Origin of the sequence: Streptomyces cyaneochromogenes (assembly GCF_003963535.1) — a bacterium.
In the GTDB taxonomy this organism is placed as follows: domain Bacteria; phylum Actinomycetota; class Actinomycetes; order Streptomycetales; family Streptomycetaceae; genus Streptomyces; species Streptomyces shaanxiensis.
Window position 1 is genome coordinate 1,204,440 of sequence record NZ_CP034539.1, and the last position, 14,218, is coordinate 1,218,657.

Genomic DNA, 14,218 nt, shown 5'->3' on the forward strand with positions numbered 1-14,218 from the left:
GCCGTCCGCTGCTGTCCCCCGCATCCTACGGCGGGCATCGTCGCAGGCTGCTGTGGGAGGATCACAGCACTCACACGTACAACGTCGCACCCACAAGGAGCGTGCCCATGTCGTCGAATCCGGTCGCCGAGACCGTCGCCTCGCTGATGCCCAGGGCGCGGGCGGAGCTCACCGAACTGGTGGCATTCAAGTCGGTGGCGGACTTCGACCAGTTCCCGAAGAGCGAGAGCGAGGGCGCCGCCCGCTGGGTCGCCGACGCGCTCACCGCCGAGGGCTTCGAGGACGTGGCCCTGCTCGACACCCCCGACGGCACCCAGTCGGTGTACGGCTACCTGCCCGGCCCCGAGGGCGCGAAGACGGTCCTGCTGTACGCCCACTACGACGTGCAGCCCCCGCTGGACGAGGCCGCCTGGAGCACGCCGCCCTTCGAGCTGACCGAGCGCGACGGCCGCTGGTACGGGCGCGGGGCCGCCGACTGCAAGGGCGGCGTGATCATGCACCTGCTGGCCCTGCGCGCGCTCAAGGCGAACGGCGGCGTGCCGGTGCACGTGAAGGTGATCGCCGAGGGCTCGGAGGAGATGGGCACCGGCGGTCTGGAGCGGTACGCCGAGGAGCACCCGGACCTGCTGGAGGCCGACACCATCGTGATCGGCGACGCGGGCAACTTCCGCGTCGGCCTGCCCACGGTCACCTCCACCCTGCGCGGCATGACCCTCGTCCGCGTGCAGATCGACACGCTCGCAGGCAACCTCCACTCGGGCCAGTTCGGCGGCGCCGCGCCCGACGCGCTCGGCGCGCTGATCCGCGTACTGGACTCGCTGCGTGCCGAGGACGGTTCGACGACCGTGGACGGGCTGACCGGCGAGTCGTCGTGGGAGGGCCTGAGTTACGAGGACGAGCAGTTCCGCCAGGACGCCAAGGTCCTCGACGGCGTCGAGCTGATCGGCTCCGGCACGGTCGCCGACCGCATCTGGGCGCGCCCGGCCGTCACCGTCCTCGGCATCGACTGCCCGCCGGTCGTCGGCGCCACCCCGTCGGTGCAGGCGAGCGCGCGGGCGCTGATCAGCCTGCGGGTGCCGCCGGGCGTGGACGCGGCCGAGGCGACCAAGCTGCTGCAGGCCCACCTGGAGACGCACACGCCGTGGGGCGCCCGGGTGCGCAGCGAGCAGATAGGGCAGGGCCAGGCGTTCCGCGCCGACACGAGCAGCCCGGCGTACCAGGCGATGGCGGACGCGATGGCGGTGGCCTACCCCGGCCAGGAGATGCAGTACGCCGGCCAGGGCGGCTCGATCCCGCTGTGCAACACCCTCGCCGCCCTCTACCCGCACGCGGAGATCCTCCTCATCGGCCTGAGCGAGCCGGAGGCCCAGATCCACGCCGTGAACGAGAGCGTGTCCCCGCAGGAGCTGGAGCGTCTTTCGGTCACCGAGGCGCTGTTCCTGCGTAATTACGCGGCGAGTTGAGGGGCCGCGCGGTGACGATGGGGGCATGACCCGCGCTGATCGCCTCGCCGCCCACACGGACATCGCCACCTCCCTCTCGCTCCTCAGCGACCACGAACTCGCGGACCTCGTGGAGTCGGGCGCGCCGCTCGCCACCGGCATCGGCGGCCGCTCGACGCTGATCGAGGTGGACGGCAGACGGGTCTTCGTGAAACGCGTCCGGCTCACCGACGTCGAGCTGAGGCCGGAGAACGTCCGCTCCACGGCGAACCTCCTCGGCCTGCCGGCCTACTTCCACTACGGCGTCGGCAGTCCGGGGTTCGGCGCCTGGCGGGAGCTCGCCGTACACACCATGACGACGAACTGGGTCGTCGCCGGCCGCTTCGCGGGCTTCCCGCTGATGCACCACTGGCGGGTCCTGCCACAGCCGCCCCAGCCCCTTCCCGACCAACTGGCCGACGTCGAGGGGGCCGTCGCCTACTGGGGCGGCAGCCCGCAGGTGCGCGAGCGCATCGAGGAGTTGCGGACGGCGTCCGCGAGTCTGGCGCTGTTCCTGGAGTACGTGCCGTACACCCTGCACGAGTGGTTCGACGCCCAACTGCGCACGGACGGCGCCGAGGCCGCGTGCACCTTGGTGGAGCAGGGGCTCAGGGCAACCACCGACTTCCTCCACGGGCGCGAACTCCTGCACTTCGACGCCCACTTCGCCAACATCCTCACCGACGGCGAGCAGCTGTACCTGGCCGACTACGGCCTCGCGCTCTCGTCCCGTTTCCCGCTCACCCCGCCGGAGCGCGAGTTCTTCGACCGGCACCGCGTCTACGACCGCTGCTACACCGCCGCCCACCTGGTGAACTGGCTGGCCACCGTGCTGCACGGGTACGGGCTCGAGGAGCGCGAGGCCTTCGTGCGGGACTGCGCCGACGGCAGGCGGCCCGAGGGCATCCCGCGGGCCGCCGCCGACCTCATCGTGCGGTACGCGCCCCTCGCCGTCGTCGGGAACGACTTCTTCGGGCGGCTGATTCACGAGAGCAAGCTCACGCCGTACCCGTACGAGGAGCTGGCCGGGCTGCTTCAGGACGTGGGGATCCCGGCCTCCAGGTAGAGCGCCGCCCCGCGTTCCCGCGCTCGCAGCGCCCAGCGCAGCCGCTCGTAGCGCACCGGTGGCAGCAGGTCGGCGGCCTCCTCCTCGGTCACGAAGCGCCAGTCGCGCAGCTCGGGCCCGGGCAGCAGGAGACGTTCGGCCTCCGCGGAGTCGAGGCGTCCGCCGTCGAAGAGGAGCCGCAGACCGCCGTAGCCGGGGGGCTTGGGCCGCTCCCAGTCGACGACGAGGAGGCGCGGTACGTCGTCCAGCCGTATCCCCGTCTCCTCGGCGACCTCGCGCATGCCCGCGCGCGCGGGCGCCTCGCCGGGTTCGACGACGCCGCCGGGGAACTCCCAGCCCGCCTTGTAGGTGGGGTCGACGAGCAGCACCCGGCCCTGCTCGTCGAAGAGGAGGACCCCCGAGGCCAGGGTCTCGGAGGTGGGCTCCGGGGTCTGCACGATGTCGCAGACGGGGACCGTACCGCCGCCGACCGCCTCGGCGATCCGGACGGCGGTCTCGTACGGAGTCAGGCCGCTGTTGTCGACCGGGTAGGCGTCGGCGGTGAGCCAGGAGGCGAGCGCGGCTCGGTACGGCTCCATGTGGTCGTACGACCACTGCCGGATCCGTATGTCGCCGTCGGGCAGGTCGGGCGGGATCTCCCGACCGGCTATGCGCTCTCGCAGGATCGTTTCCGCCGGAGCGAGGAGGACGTGCTGGACAGTGATGCGGCGGGCCGCGAGGCCGCCGAAGATCTCGTCGCGGTACTCCTGACGCAGCAGCGTCATCGGGACCACGAGGGTCCCGCCCAGCTCGGCGAGCAGCGCGGCGGCCGTATCGATCACCAGACGTCGCCAGATCGGCAGGTCCTGGAAGTCACCGACCTCGGTGAGGTGTTTGGGCGGGAGCAGGTGGGTGAGTGCTCCGCCGATGACCTCGGGGTCGAAGAGCGTGCTGTTCGGGATCAGCTCGATCAGGTCCCGTGCGGTGGTGGTCTTCCCCGCACCGAACGCACCGTTGATCCAGACGATCACGTTTCCCCCTCTTCTGTTGGCCCCCTGTGGCTTGCCCGCTCCACACTGCCACGGAAACCACCTCCCGTAGAGGGCGCATGACCACGGCGCCGGAGTCCCCGCGGGTGCGGGGGCTCCGGCGCCGTGTGGTCGGGGCGGTGGGCTCGTCAGCGCTTCTTCCCGTGCGGGGCGTTGTTCACGGCCCGGTCCGTCTCACGGTTGATGGCCCGGCCGAAGGTGTTCAGGGCCTGGTCCACGTTGACGCCGGCGACCTTGGTCTCGCCGCCGGCAAGCTTCGTGCCACCGGTCTCACTGCCGGCAAGCTTCACCCCGCCGGCCTCACCGCCGAGGAGCTTCATTCCTCCGCCGCCGAGGCCGGGAGTCTCCGTGGAAGGGGTCCCGGTGACAGGGGCCTCGGCGGCGTGGGACGGGGTGACCGCCGCGACGACGAATCCGGTGGCCAGGGAGGCGATGGCGAGCATGCTGCGCTTCTTCATGGCCGGTTCAACTGTGAAACGGAGCGGGAGTCACGCCCCACCTCAGGACAATCGGGACAGCGCCGGAGCTCCGGCCCCGGACCGGCGCCGGTCGACCCGGCGCAGCCGCACCCGTTGCACGAGGTCGTCGGCCGCCTGGGGCCATCGGCCGTACTCGAAGGTGAACCCCTCGTCGAGCAGCCGGCCAGGGACGACACGCCGGCTCTTGAGCAGCAACTCGGTGTCGGAGCGCAGCGCGAACGCGCCGAGTTCCGCCATCCGCTTCGTCGCGGGCAGGCCCACGGGGACGCCCCACGCGGAGCGCAGCGCCCGCATGAACGCACGCTGCGGCAGCGGCTCGGGGGCCGCGAGGTTCACCGGACCGGTGAGATCGTCGCGGTCGACCAGGAAGTCGACCGCGCGGACGAAGTCACGGTCGTGGATCCAGGAGACGTACTGCGCGCCGCCCGCGACGGGACCGCCGAGCCCCAGCCGGGCCAGCCTCAGCAGGATGTCGAACACGCCGCCGCGGTCGGGGCTCATCACCATGGCGGAGCGCAGGGCGACCTTGCGGGTGTGCGGGGTGTCGGCCTCCTCCTGGGCCCGCTCCCAGGCCTTGGCGATCTCGACGCTGTACGCCCAGTAGTCGGGCACGCCGGGCTCGCTGCCGCCGATGACGCCCGTCGCCTCGTCGTTGGGCGCGTCGAAGCGGTGGGCGTAGACGGTCGCGGTGCTCATCTGCAGCCACACCCGGGGCGGCCGGGCGGCCCGGGCGATCGCCTCGCCCACGACCTGGGTGGAGTGCACTCGCGAATCCATCATGGCCTGCAAATTGGTCGCGGTGTAGCGGCAGCTGACACTGCGCCCGGCCAGGTTGATCACGATGTCGCTGCCGTCGATCACCTGGGCCCACCGACCCAGCGTCTCGCCGTCCCAGCGGATCTCCCGGTCCCGCGAGGGCCGCCTGGTCAGGACCACGACCTCATGGCCCGCGGCGGTCAGCGCGCGGTTCAGGACGGTGCCCACCTGCCCGGTTCCCCCGGGGATCACTATCTTCATCGACTCCCCCATCTCGTGTGAGCACGAGCGTACCGCACCTCTTGAACATGTTCAAAAAGATGCCGGACGGGATTTTCGGGCCACCCGGAGCCACCCGCCACCACTCCCTTCCAACACGACCCACCGGCCCCTACCGTGGACACGCCCATGACGCGTACATGCCGTCATCCCGCCCTTTGCAGGTTCGGAGGAACGTAACGATGCGTCACCTTCACACCCGCACAACCCGCAAAGCCCGAAGAAGAGCGGTCGGCGCCCTCGCCGCAGCCCTGCTGTGCACGGCCGGACTCGCCGCCCCCACGGCCGCCGCGGCCCCCGTCGCGCCCACCCCGGACGACGGTCTCGCCCGCACCCCGCCCATGGGGTTCAACAACTGGAACTCCACGCACTGCCGTGCCGAGTTCGACGAGGCCATGGTGAAGGGCATCGCGGACATCTTCGTCGACAAGGGCCTCAAGGACGCCGGGTACGAGTACGTCAACCTCGACGACTGCTGGGCCCTGCCGTCCAGGGACGCGAACGGACAGCTCGTGCCCGACCCGGTCCGCTTCCCGGGCGGGATCAAGGCCCTCGCGGACTACGTCCATGCCAAGGGCCTGAAGCTCGGCATCTACACCAGCGCGGGCACGAAGACCTGCAACAGCGCCGGCTTCCCCGGCGCCCTCGGCCATGAGTACAGCGACGCCCAGCAGTTCGCGGACTGGGGCGTGGACTACCTCAAGTACGACAACTGCAACAACCAGGGCGTGGACGCCAGGCTGCGCTACACCACCATGCGCGACGCGCTCAGAGCCGCCTCTCGCAAGACGGGCCGCCCCATCGTGTACAGCATCTGCGAATGGGGCGAGAACAAGCCCTGGGAATGGGCCTCCGACGTCGGCCATCTGTGGCGCACGACCGGTGACATCAGCGACAACTGGGGGTCGATGCTGTCCATCCTGAAGCGGAACCTGCCCCTCGCGCCGTACGCCGGCCCCGGCCACTGGAACGACCCGGACATGCTGGAGGTCGGCAACGGCGGGATGACGGACACCGAGTACCGCTCGCACTTCTCGATGTGGGCGATCATGGCCGCGCCGCTGCTCATCGGCTCCGACCTGCGGTCCGCCTCCGAGGAGACCTTCGAGATCCTCGGCAACCGCGAGGTCATCGCGGTCGACCAGGACCCGCTGGGCAGGCAGGGCACGGTGATCTCCTCCGAGGGCGGACGTTGGGTCGTCGCCAAGGAGATGCGGGACGGCAGTCGCGCGGTGGCCCTCTTCAACGAGTCCGGAACCGCCCGGCGCATCACCACGACCGCAGCGGCCGTCGGCCTGCCCGCCGCCGACGGGTACACACTGCGCGACCTGTGGCAGCACCGCAGCCTGAACACCGCCGGCACGATCTCGGCGACCGTCCCCGCGCACGGCACGGTCCTGCTGCGCGCCTGGGCCGACCCGAAGTGGGCCCAGCACCCGCCCGCCGTGGAGCTGGACCTGGAGGGCAGCCCGATGGTCGAGGCGGGCCGGACCACGACGCTGACGTCGACGGTGACCGACCTGGGGCGTACGACGGCCAGGCGCGTGTCCGTCACCCTGACCGGACCCGAGGGGTGGACCGTCAGAGCGACCTCCCCGACCACCTCACCCGCACTGCCGACGGGCGGAACCCTGCGCACGAAGTGGGCGGTCACCGCACCGCAAGGGACGCCGACGGGCTCGTACGACGTCGTACTCAGGGCGACTCACCACTCCCCGAGCGGAGCCCGCGTCGACAGCACACTGCCGCTGACCGCGAGCGTGGTGGCGCCACCGCCCTCGGAGACGTCCCGCCTCGGTGACCTCCCCTGGCTGTCGGCCGCCAACGGCTGGGGCCCCGTCGAGCGCGACACGAGCAACGGGGAGAGCGCCGCGGGCGACGGCCGACCGATCACCGTCGGCGGCGTGGTGTACGACGACGGACTCGGCGTCCACGCCCAGAGCACCGTCGAGTACTACACCGGCGGCGCATGCGAGACGGTCACCGCGGACGTCGGCGTCGACGACGAGGAGGAAGTGGGCGGCACCGTCACCTTCGAGATCTGGACGGACGACACCCGAGCAGCCTCGACGGGCCTCCTCACCAACGCGATGTCGGCCCGGCCGATCACCGCCGACGTGACCGGGGCCCAGGTGGTCCGGCTGGTCGTCACCGACGGCGGCGACGGGATCGACTCGGACCATGGGGACTGGGCGGGGGCACGGGTGAGTTGCTGACGGGAGTGGGGTGGGCCGGGTGGACGGGGTGGGCAGGGCGACTCGGGTCGGGTCGGGTGACCGGGCTGAGGCTCATGTCCGCGCTCCCGGCCCACCCGCCGTCAAGCCCGCTCCGGCAGAAACGGCGGGAACGTTCCTCCCGGCCCCCTCAGACCGTCGCCGCGTCCGTTCTGCGCGCCAGTGCCGCCGCCGCGGCCCCCACCAGCCCCGCGTCCGTGCCCATCTGGGCCGGTGTGATCGCCAGCCGCTGGACGAAGGACAGCGTGGCGTAGTCGGTCAACGCCTTGCGCAGGGGTGTGAAGAGGACGTCGCCCGCGTTGCCCACGCCCCCGCCGATCACGGCGATGTCGATCTCGACGAGGGTCGCGGTGGCCGCGATCCCGGCGGCCAGGGCCTGGGCGGCGCGCTCGAAGGAGGCCACGGCGACCGGGTCGCCGTCACGGGCGGCGGCGGCCACCGCGGCGGCGGAGGTGTCGCCGTCCGGACCCGGCCGCCAGCCGTTCTCCAGCGCCCGCCGGGCGATGTTGGGGCCGCTGGCGATGCGCTCCACACAGCCGCGCGAACCGCACGGACACAGGTCGCCGTCCAGGTCGACGCTGATGTGGCCGATGTGCCCGGCGTTGCCGGTGGGGCCGGGGTGCAGCCGGCCGTTCAGGACGAGGCCCCCGCCGACTCCCGTGGAGACGACCATGCACAGCGCGTTGTCATGCCCCCGGGCCGCTCCCTGCCAGTGCTCGGCCGCCGTGATGGCCACGCCGTCGCCGATCAGCTCGACGGGCAGCCCCCCGGCTGCCTCCCTCACCCGCCGGACCAGCGGATAGTCACGCCAGCCGGGCACGTTCACCGGACTGACGGTGCCGGCGGAGGCGTCCACCGGTCCGGCGCTGCCGATACCGAGGGCCGTGGCGCCCTCCCACAAGGGCGACGCGGTGAGCTCGCCGACGACCTTCTCGACGGCCCGCATCACCGTCTCGCCGTCCTCCCGGGTCGGCGTGGCGCGCTGTGCCCGGACCACGATCGTGCCGTGGCCGTCCACCAGCGCTCCGGCGATCTTGGTGCCGCCGATGTCGAGCGCAGCCACGAGGTCGGTGTGCATTTGTGTCAGTTCTCCCCGTCAACCATTCGGATCTCCCCGCCAGCCACGGGAATTGGACGAGCCGGTCTCGCGGTGGGGGCGCAGGCCGGAGATTGCGGTGGACAGTGTCTCCCGGATCTGACAACGTTGTCCAGGCTCTATGCTCGACGCCACATCCTCATACAAACCCATGGACCGACGCATCCCCATGGACAGACGTACTCCGCGGGTCGACGTAAGCCGCATCGACGAACGCACTCCTTCGGATCTACGTAGCGCCATGGACCGCCGCATCCCCGTGGACGACGACAGGACAGGACACCGCATCGTGCCCGAGGCCATCCGCCGATCCGACCGCCCTGCTGACCGCCTCGCCGGGGCCCGCTACGGCAATCGTCCGACCATGAAGGACGTCGCGGCGCGTGCCGGAGTCGGCCTGAAGACCGTCTCGCGCGTGGTCAACGGGGAGCCCGGAGTCACCCCGGAGACGGAGCACCGCGTCCAGGAGGCCATCGACGCGCTGGGCTTTCGTCGCAACGACAGCGCGCGGGTGCTGCGCAAGGGCCGGACCGCGAGCGTCGGCCTGGTCCTGGAGGATCTCGCGGACCCTTTCTACGGTCCCCTCAGCCGGGCGGTCGAGGAGGTCGCCCGGGCGCACGGTGCCCTGCTCATCAACGGCTCCAGCGCCGAGGACCCGGACCGCGAGCAGGAACTGGCGCTGGCGTTGTGCGCACGCCGGGTGGACGGGCTCGTGATCATTCCGGCCGGTGACGACCACCGGTACCTGGAGCCCGAGCTGAAGGCGGGCGTCGCCACGGTCTTCGTCGACCGCCCGGCCGGGAAGATCGACGCCGACTGCGTCCTGTCCGACAACTACGGCGGCGCCCGGGACGGCGTCGCCCACCTCATCGCCCACGGCCACCGCAGGATCGGCTTCATCGGCGACATGCCCCGCATCCACACGTCCGCCGAGCGGCTGCGCGGCTACCGGACCGCGATGGAGGACGCGGGCATACCGGTGGAGGACTCCTGGATGTCCCTGGGCGTCACCGACCCGGAGCGGGTGCGCGACGCGGCCGAGGGGATGCTCACCGGCCCCTCCCCCGTGACCGCGATCTTCGCGGGCAACAACCGGGTGACGGTCACCGTGATCCGTGTCCTCGCCGAACAGACCCGTCGCGTCGCCCTCGTCGGCTTCGACGACATCGAACTCGCCGACCTGCTGGAGCCCGGCGTCACCGTCGTCGCACAGGACGCGGCGGCCATCGGCCGCAACGCCGCCGAGCGCCTGTTCCGCCAGCTGGACGGCACCCTGGTCACCCCGGAACGCATCGAGCTGCCGACCCGGCTCATCACCCGCGGCTCGGGTGAGCTGCCGCCGGCGGACTGAGCGGCCCATGGCGGACCTCGCGAGTGGGTCATGGCTGCCCCGACGCGGGCGCACACTGCAATCGCTCGGCCTGGCCGAGGCACCGCGCGATCGTCCGCTGCTCTATCCGGGCGCCTGGCCCTCGGACTCCGGGCTCCTCGACGGGGACCGTCTGCTGCCGCTCGACCGCCTGGTGCACGACGACCGCGTGCCCGTTCTCGCGGTCGGTTCCAACGCCTGTCCGGGCCAACTGCGGCACAAGATGGACGAGTTCGGGATCGTCTCCCCCATCCCGATGGCGCGGGCGCGGGTCACCGGCATCGAGGTGGGTGTCTCGGCTCACGTGAGCCGCATGGGGTACGTGTCCGCCTCGCCGTTCCACGCGCCCGGCCGCGTACGGGAGTTGTTCGTCACCTGGCTCGACGCCGAGCAGCTCGCGGTGATCGACACGAGCGAGGGCGTTCCGCTGCCGAACGGCAACTACGGCCGCCCCTGGCTGCCGGCGCCCGAGGTGCGGATCGAGCTGGCGGACGGAACCACGCTCCCGGGCGCCTTCGCCTACGTCAACCGCCACGGCGTCCTGCACGACGGCGCCGACGCCCCGCGCACCCACCCCGGCCAGCGGGCGCTGCTCACCGAACTCCTGCTGGGCTCGGCCCGGTTGAGGGGTCTGTTCGGGGTCACCGCCGACGAGTTCTGCGCGCGGGCGCGTGCCGACGCCGCGCTGTGCGAGCAGGGCACGCGGCTGTTCGCGGCGGAGAAGCTGGTGACCGCCTCCGGGCTGGAGAGATACCTCCGGGAGGAGCGGGCCTGACCTCAGCGGCCGGGCAGGGGCAGGCGCCCCGGGTCAGCAGACCGGAAGTCCGGGCACCGGCTCGTCGTTGTTGCCGCCCTCGATGTAGACGTCGCTCACGAAGACGTTGGTGTTGCCGTTGTCGTCGTCCGTCTTGGCCCACCAGACGTTGGTCCACTCGCCGTAGGTCTCACGGCGGCCCAGATTCTGCTGGCAGTAGAAATAGTTGGTGCCCGCGTTGAGGACACCGACCTCCGTGCCGGAGGCGGTGTAGGACTTGGCGGTCGTCCAGACCTGGCAGTTGTACTTGCCGCCGCCGATGGAGGTACAGGCCGGGGCCTGGGTGGTGCCGCCCCCGCCCGTCGTACCGCCGCCGCCCGAGGTCCCGCCGCCGCCCGTCGTGCCGCCGTCGCCGGAACCGCCGCCCGTGGTGCCGCCGTTGGTGCCGCCACCGCCCGAGGTCTTGGTCGGGGACGCGGTGGGCCGGTCGGTGGGCTCGTCCTGCGCCGAACGGCTCGGCGACTTGCTCGCGCCGGGGCCCTTCCCGTCGTCCTTCTCGGTGAGACCGGATTCGCCCGAGCGCTGGGCATCCGGGCTGGCGGCCTGCGGGGCGGACCCCTCCGGTGAGGTGGCGGACGAAGAAGTGGCCCGCGCCTCGTCCTTGCCGCCGTCGGTGTTGCTCACCAGCGCCACCGTGCCCCCTGCCGCCGCGAGCACGACGGTGACGGCCACGGCGGCGAGCAGGGCACGACCCCTGCGCCGGGTGGACGTGTCGGAGGACGTGGACAGAGGGCCGGTGGGGGCCGAGTCGTGCGGCGACGGGGCGGGGCCGCCGTAGCCGTGCGGGGGTTGGCCGGACGGCACCGGCGTACCGCCGTACGGCGCGGGGGCAGGCTGCCCGGGGGCGCCGTGCCCGTGTCCGGCCGGGCCGGAATGGCCGACGGCGCCGAAGGGCTGGGCAGGCGGCGTGCCCTGCCCAGGAGTGGGCCCTTGCACCCACTGGGCGCCCAGTCCCGCAGCACCTTGAGGTCCCTGCCCCGCAGACCCGAAGGGCGGTGTCCCCTGCGCGCCCGGTGCGGGAACGCCCTGCCCCGGCGTGGCGACGCCCTGAGCCCCGGGTGCGCCCTGGCCCTGGCCGTCGTACGCCTGCCCGGCGGGCCCCGTCGGAGCGGATGACGCGAGTCCCTGCCCGTCCGCCGCGGTGGGCCCGGAGCCCTGCGGCGCCGACGGAACGCCGTGCTCCGTCCCCCGCGGCACTGGCGCGGCGCCCGTCGATCCCAGCAGCGCCGCCGTCGGCGAGTCGGTGCCGCCCGAGTCCGCCACCGCCTGGAGGAGTTCGCGCGCCTCGTCGGCCTCGGGGCGGGACTCGGAGCGCTTGTCCATCAGCCGCTGGAGGACGGGGCCGAGGGGGCCGGCGTTGTGGGCCTCCGGCAGGGGCTCGCCGATGATCGCGGTGAGCGTGGAGAAGGTCGACGTACGGCGGAAGGGGGCCGAGCCCTCGACCGCCGCGTACAGCGTGGCGCCCAGGGCCCAGACATCCGAGGCGGGGCCCGGGTCGGCGCCCTGGGCGCGCTCGGGCGCCAAGTAGTCCAGGGAGCCGACGAGATGGCCGGTGCGGGTCAGATGCGTCGCCGAGCCGTCGCCCGGGTCGTCCATGGTGGCGATGCCGAAGTCGGTCAGGACGACGCGCCCGGAGCGGTCGAGCAGGATGTTGCCGGGCTTGACGTCACGGTGCAGGACACCGGCACGGTGGGCGGCGGCCAGCGCGTCCATGACCTTGGCGCCGATCCCGGCCGCCTCGCGCGGGTCGAGCGGGCCGCGCTCGCGCAGCACCTTCTCCAGGGACGGGCCGTCGACCATCTCCATGACGATCAGCGGGCGTCCGTCGACCTCGGCCACGTCGTGCACCGCCACGACACCGGAATGCCGCACCCGGGCCGCCGCGCGGGCCTCGCGCTGCATCCGCAGCCGCAGGTCGGCGAGTTCGGGGCCGTCGGCGTCGCTGTAGGTGCGCAGTTCCTTGACGGCGACCTCGCGGCCGAGGACCTCGTCGACGGCCTTCCAGACCACGCCCATGCCGCCGCGCCCGAGCTGCCCGACGACGCGGTAGCGCCCGGCGAGCAGCCGACCGGCGTCGTCCGGCTGTGCGTTCTCCCCCGATGACACCGCTGCCCCGTTCCTGTGACACGTCAATGAGTCCGTACAGACTACGGGGCGACGGTGACAACACCAGCCGGTGGAGGCCGCTGTGACTGGCCTGCCACGTGGAGGTCCTGTGTGGAACCTACTGGGCGGAGACCGTCAGGTCGCCGCGCCTGGGCGCCGCGAAGCCCTCCAGGTCGGCGCGGGTCAGGCCGGTCAGCCGGGCGACCTCGCCGATGTCGAGGGCGCCGCAGTCCAGGCCGCGCAGCAGATAGCCGCTGAGGGCCTTGGCCGTGGCGGGCTCGTCCATGACGTCACCGCCGGCCCGGTTGGCGTACCGGGCGAGACGGGCGGACGCCTGCTCGAAGCCCTCGCGGTAGAAGGCGAAGACGGCCGCGTACCGGGTCGGGATGTGGCCGGGGTGCATGTCCCAGCCCTGGTAGTAGGCGCGGGACAGCGCCCGCCGCGTCAGGCCGTAGTGCAGGCGCCAGGCGTCGTGGACCTTCTCGGTCGGGCCGACCGGCAGGACGTTCGTCGAGCCGTCCGAGACGCGTACGCCGGTGCCCGCCGCCGCGACCTGCATGATCGCCTTTGCGTGGTCGGCGGCCGGGTGGTCGCTGGCCTGGTAGGCGGCGGAGACGCCGAGGCAGGCGCTGTAGTCGAAGGTGCCGTAGTGCAGGCCCGTGGCGCGGCCCTCGGCGGCCTGGATCATCCGGGCGACGGTGGCGGTGCCGTCGGTGGCGAGGATGGACTGGCTGGTCTCGATCTGGATCTCGAAGCCGATCCGCCCGGGCTCGAGGCCGCGCGCCTTCTCGAAGGCCTCCACGAGCCGCACCATGGCGGTGACCTGCTCGGGGTAGGTCACCTTCGGCAGGGTGAGGACCAGCCCGTCGGGCAGGCCGCCGGCCTCCATCAGTCCGGTGAGGAAGATGTCGAGGGTGCGGATGCCCCGGTCGCGTACGGGTGCCTCCATGCACTTCATGCGGATGCCCATGTACGGGGCCGCCGTGCCGTTCTCGTACGCCTCGGCGATCAGCCATGCCGCCCGGGCGGCCGCCTCGTCCTCCTCGGCGTCCGGGCGGGGGCCGTAGCCGTCCTCGAAGTCGACACGCAGGTCCTCGATGGGCTCGCGCTCCAGCTTGGCGCGCACGCGCGCGTGGACGGGCTCGGCCAGCTCGTCGGACAGGCCCAGGACGGCGGCGAAGGACGCGGCGTCCGGCGCGTGTTCGTCGAGGAGTGCGAGGGCCTGGTCGCCCCAGGAGCGGATGGTGTCGGCGGCGAAGACGTCGCCGGGGACGTAGACCGTGTGGACGGGCTGGCGGCTGCCGGGGTCTCCGGGGTAGCGGCGCTCCAGCTCGGCGTCGACCGGCGCGAGGGAGGCGCTGATCTCCTCGCTGACGGCGCCCGCGAGGCTCGTCGCCACCTTCTCCTGCTGGCCCTGACCCATTCCCACACCCTCCTATTTTCCGCTATACGGAATCAACAATCCGTAGAACGAAGTTATCCGGGGAACTTCCGACTGGTCAACACCATG

The 14,218-nt window shown here is 72.3% G+C and carries 10 protein-coding genes and 1 pseudogene; 5 read left to right on the forward strand and 6 right to left on the reverse strand.

The genetic code is table 11. From position 1 onward, the window contains the following. The first annotated feature begins 107 nt into the window (after positions 1–107). Entirely contained in the window at positions 108–1,463 is a 1,356-nt protein-coding gene (locus EJ357_RS05165) for a dipeptidase (protein ID WP_126389057.1), read from the forward strand. A gap of 25 nt (positions 1,464–1,488) precedes the next feature. Continuing rightward, positions 1,489–2,547 carry a protein kinase family protein gene (locus tag EJ357_RS05170; RefSeq protein ID WP_126389059.1) on the forward strand — a complete coding sequence of 353 codons (1,059 nt, stop codon included), beginning with the start codon at positions 1,489–1,491 and terminating at the stop codon, positions 2,545–2,547. Here the strand turns inward: EJ357_RS05170 and EJ357_RS05175 are convergent. The 3 genes from EJ357_RS05175 to EJ357_RS05185 form a co-directional block, all read right to left on the reverse strand. After that, positions 2,517–3,557, reverse strand: coding sequence for an NUDIX hydrolase (locus EJ357_RS05175; RefSeq protein ID WP_126389061.1), 1,041 nt, complete (start codon positions 3,555–3,557; stop codon positions 2,517–2,519). The two genes, EJ357_RS05170 and EJ357_RS05175, sit on opposite strands and share 31 nt — an antisense overlap. Positions 3,558–3,703: 146 nt before the next feature. Then, positions 3,704–4,033 carry a hypothetical protein gene (locus EJ357_RS05180; RefSeq protein ID WP_126389063.1) on the reverse strand — a complete coding sequence of 110 codons (330 nt, stop codon included), beginning with the start codon at positions 4,031–4,033 and terminating at the stop codon, positions 3,704–3,706. A gap of 42 nt (positions 4,034–4,075) precedes the next feature. Further along, entirely contained in the window at positions 4,076–5,071 is a 996-nt protein-coding gene (locus EJ357_RS05185; RefSeq protein WP_126389065.1) for a TIGR01777 family oxidoreductase, read from the reverse strand. A gap of 200 nt (positions 5,072–5,271) precedes the next feature. Between EJ357_RS05185 and EJ357_RS05190 the strand changes: the two genes are divergently transcribed. Beyond that, complete coding sequence (locus tag EJ357_RS05190) at positions 5,272–7,305, forward strand: NPCBM/NEW2 domain-containing protein (protein ID WP_126389067.1); 2,034 nt, start codon at positions 5,272–5,274, stop codon at positions 7,303–7,305. A 148-nt stretch (positions 7,306–7,453) separates the two neighbouring features. On the opposite strand, the gene EJ357_RS05195 is transcribed toward EJ357_RS05190, so the two are convergent. Further along, complete coding sequence (locus tag EJ357_RS05195) at positions 7,454–8,401, reverse strand: ROK family protein (protein WP_126389069.1); 948 nt, start codon at positions 8,399–8,401, stop codon at positions 7,454–7,456. A gap of 259 nt (positions 8,402–8,660) precedes the next feature. Here EJ357_RS05195 and EJ357_RS05200 point away from each other — a divergent pair, with 259 nt between their 5' ends. Together EJ357_RS05200 and EJ357_RS05205 are read left to right on the forward strand one after the other, a co-directional pair. Beyond that, positions 8,661–9,770, forward strand: coding sequence for a LacI family DNA-binding transcriptional regulator (locus EJ357_RS05200; protein ID WP_228472972.1), 1,110 nt, complete (start codon positions 8,661–8,663; stop codon positions 9,768–9,770). 7 nt (positions 9,771–9,777) lie between these two features. After that, a pseudogene (locus tag EJ357_RS05205) lies at positions 9,778–10,651 on the forward strand (hypothetical protein). Here the strand turns inward: EJ357_RS05205 and EJ357_RS05210 are convergent. Both EJ357_RS05210 and EJ357_RS05215 read right to left on the reverse strand, forming a co-directional pair. Then, positions 10,597–12,708: a serine/threonine-protein kinase gene (locus EJ357_RS05210; protein ID WP_126389073.1), complete on the reverse strand. Its 2,112-nt coding sequence runs from the start codon at positions 12,706–12,708 to the stop codon at positions 10,597–10,599. The pseudogene EJ357_RS05205 and the gene EJ357_RS05210 sit on opposite strands and share 55 nt — an antisense overlap. Before the next feature lie 118 nt (positions 12,709–12,826). After that, positions 12,827–14,131 carry a DUF6986 family protein gene (locus EJ357_RS05215; protein WP_126389075.1) on the reverse strand — a complete coding sequence of 435 codons (1,305 nt, stop codon included), beginning with the start codon at positions 14,129–14,131 and terminating at the stop codon, positions 12,827–12,829. Positions 14,132–14,218 lie beyond the last annotated feature (87 nt).

Coding starts and splice junctions, on each gene's coding strand:
- EJ357_RS05165 (WP_126389057.1), top strand. CDS start 108: ATGTCGTCGAATCCGGTCGCCGAGACCGTCGCCTCGCTGATGCCCAGG.
- EJ357_RS05170 (WP_126389059.1), top strand. CDS start 1,489: ATGACCCGCGCTGATCGCCTCGCCGCCCACACGGACATCGCCACCTCC.
- EJ357_RS05180 (WP_126389063.1), bottom strand. CDS start 4,033: ATGAAGAAGCGCAGCATGCTCGCCATCGCCTCCCTGGCCACCGGATTC.
- EJ357_RS05185 (WP_126389065.1), bottom strand. CDS start 5,071: ATGAAGATAGTGATCCCCGGGGGAACCGGGCAGGTGGGCACCGTCCTG.
- EJ357_RS05190 (WP_126389067.1), top strand. CDS start 5,272: ATGCGTCACCTTCACACCCGCACAACCCGCAAAGCCCGAAGAAGAGCG.
- EJ357_RS05195 (WP_126389069.1), bottom strand. CDS start 8,401: ATGCACACCGACCTCGTGGCTGCGCTCGACATCGGCGGCACCAAGATC.
- EJ357_RS05200 (WP_228472972.1), top strand. CDS start 8,661: ATGGACCGCCGCATCCCCGTGGACGACGACAGGACAGGACACCGCATC.
- EJ357_RS05215 (WP_126389075.1), bottom strand. CDS start 14,131: ATGGGTCAGGGCCAGCAGGAGAAGGTGGCGACGAGCCTCGCGGGCGCC.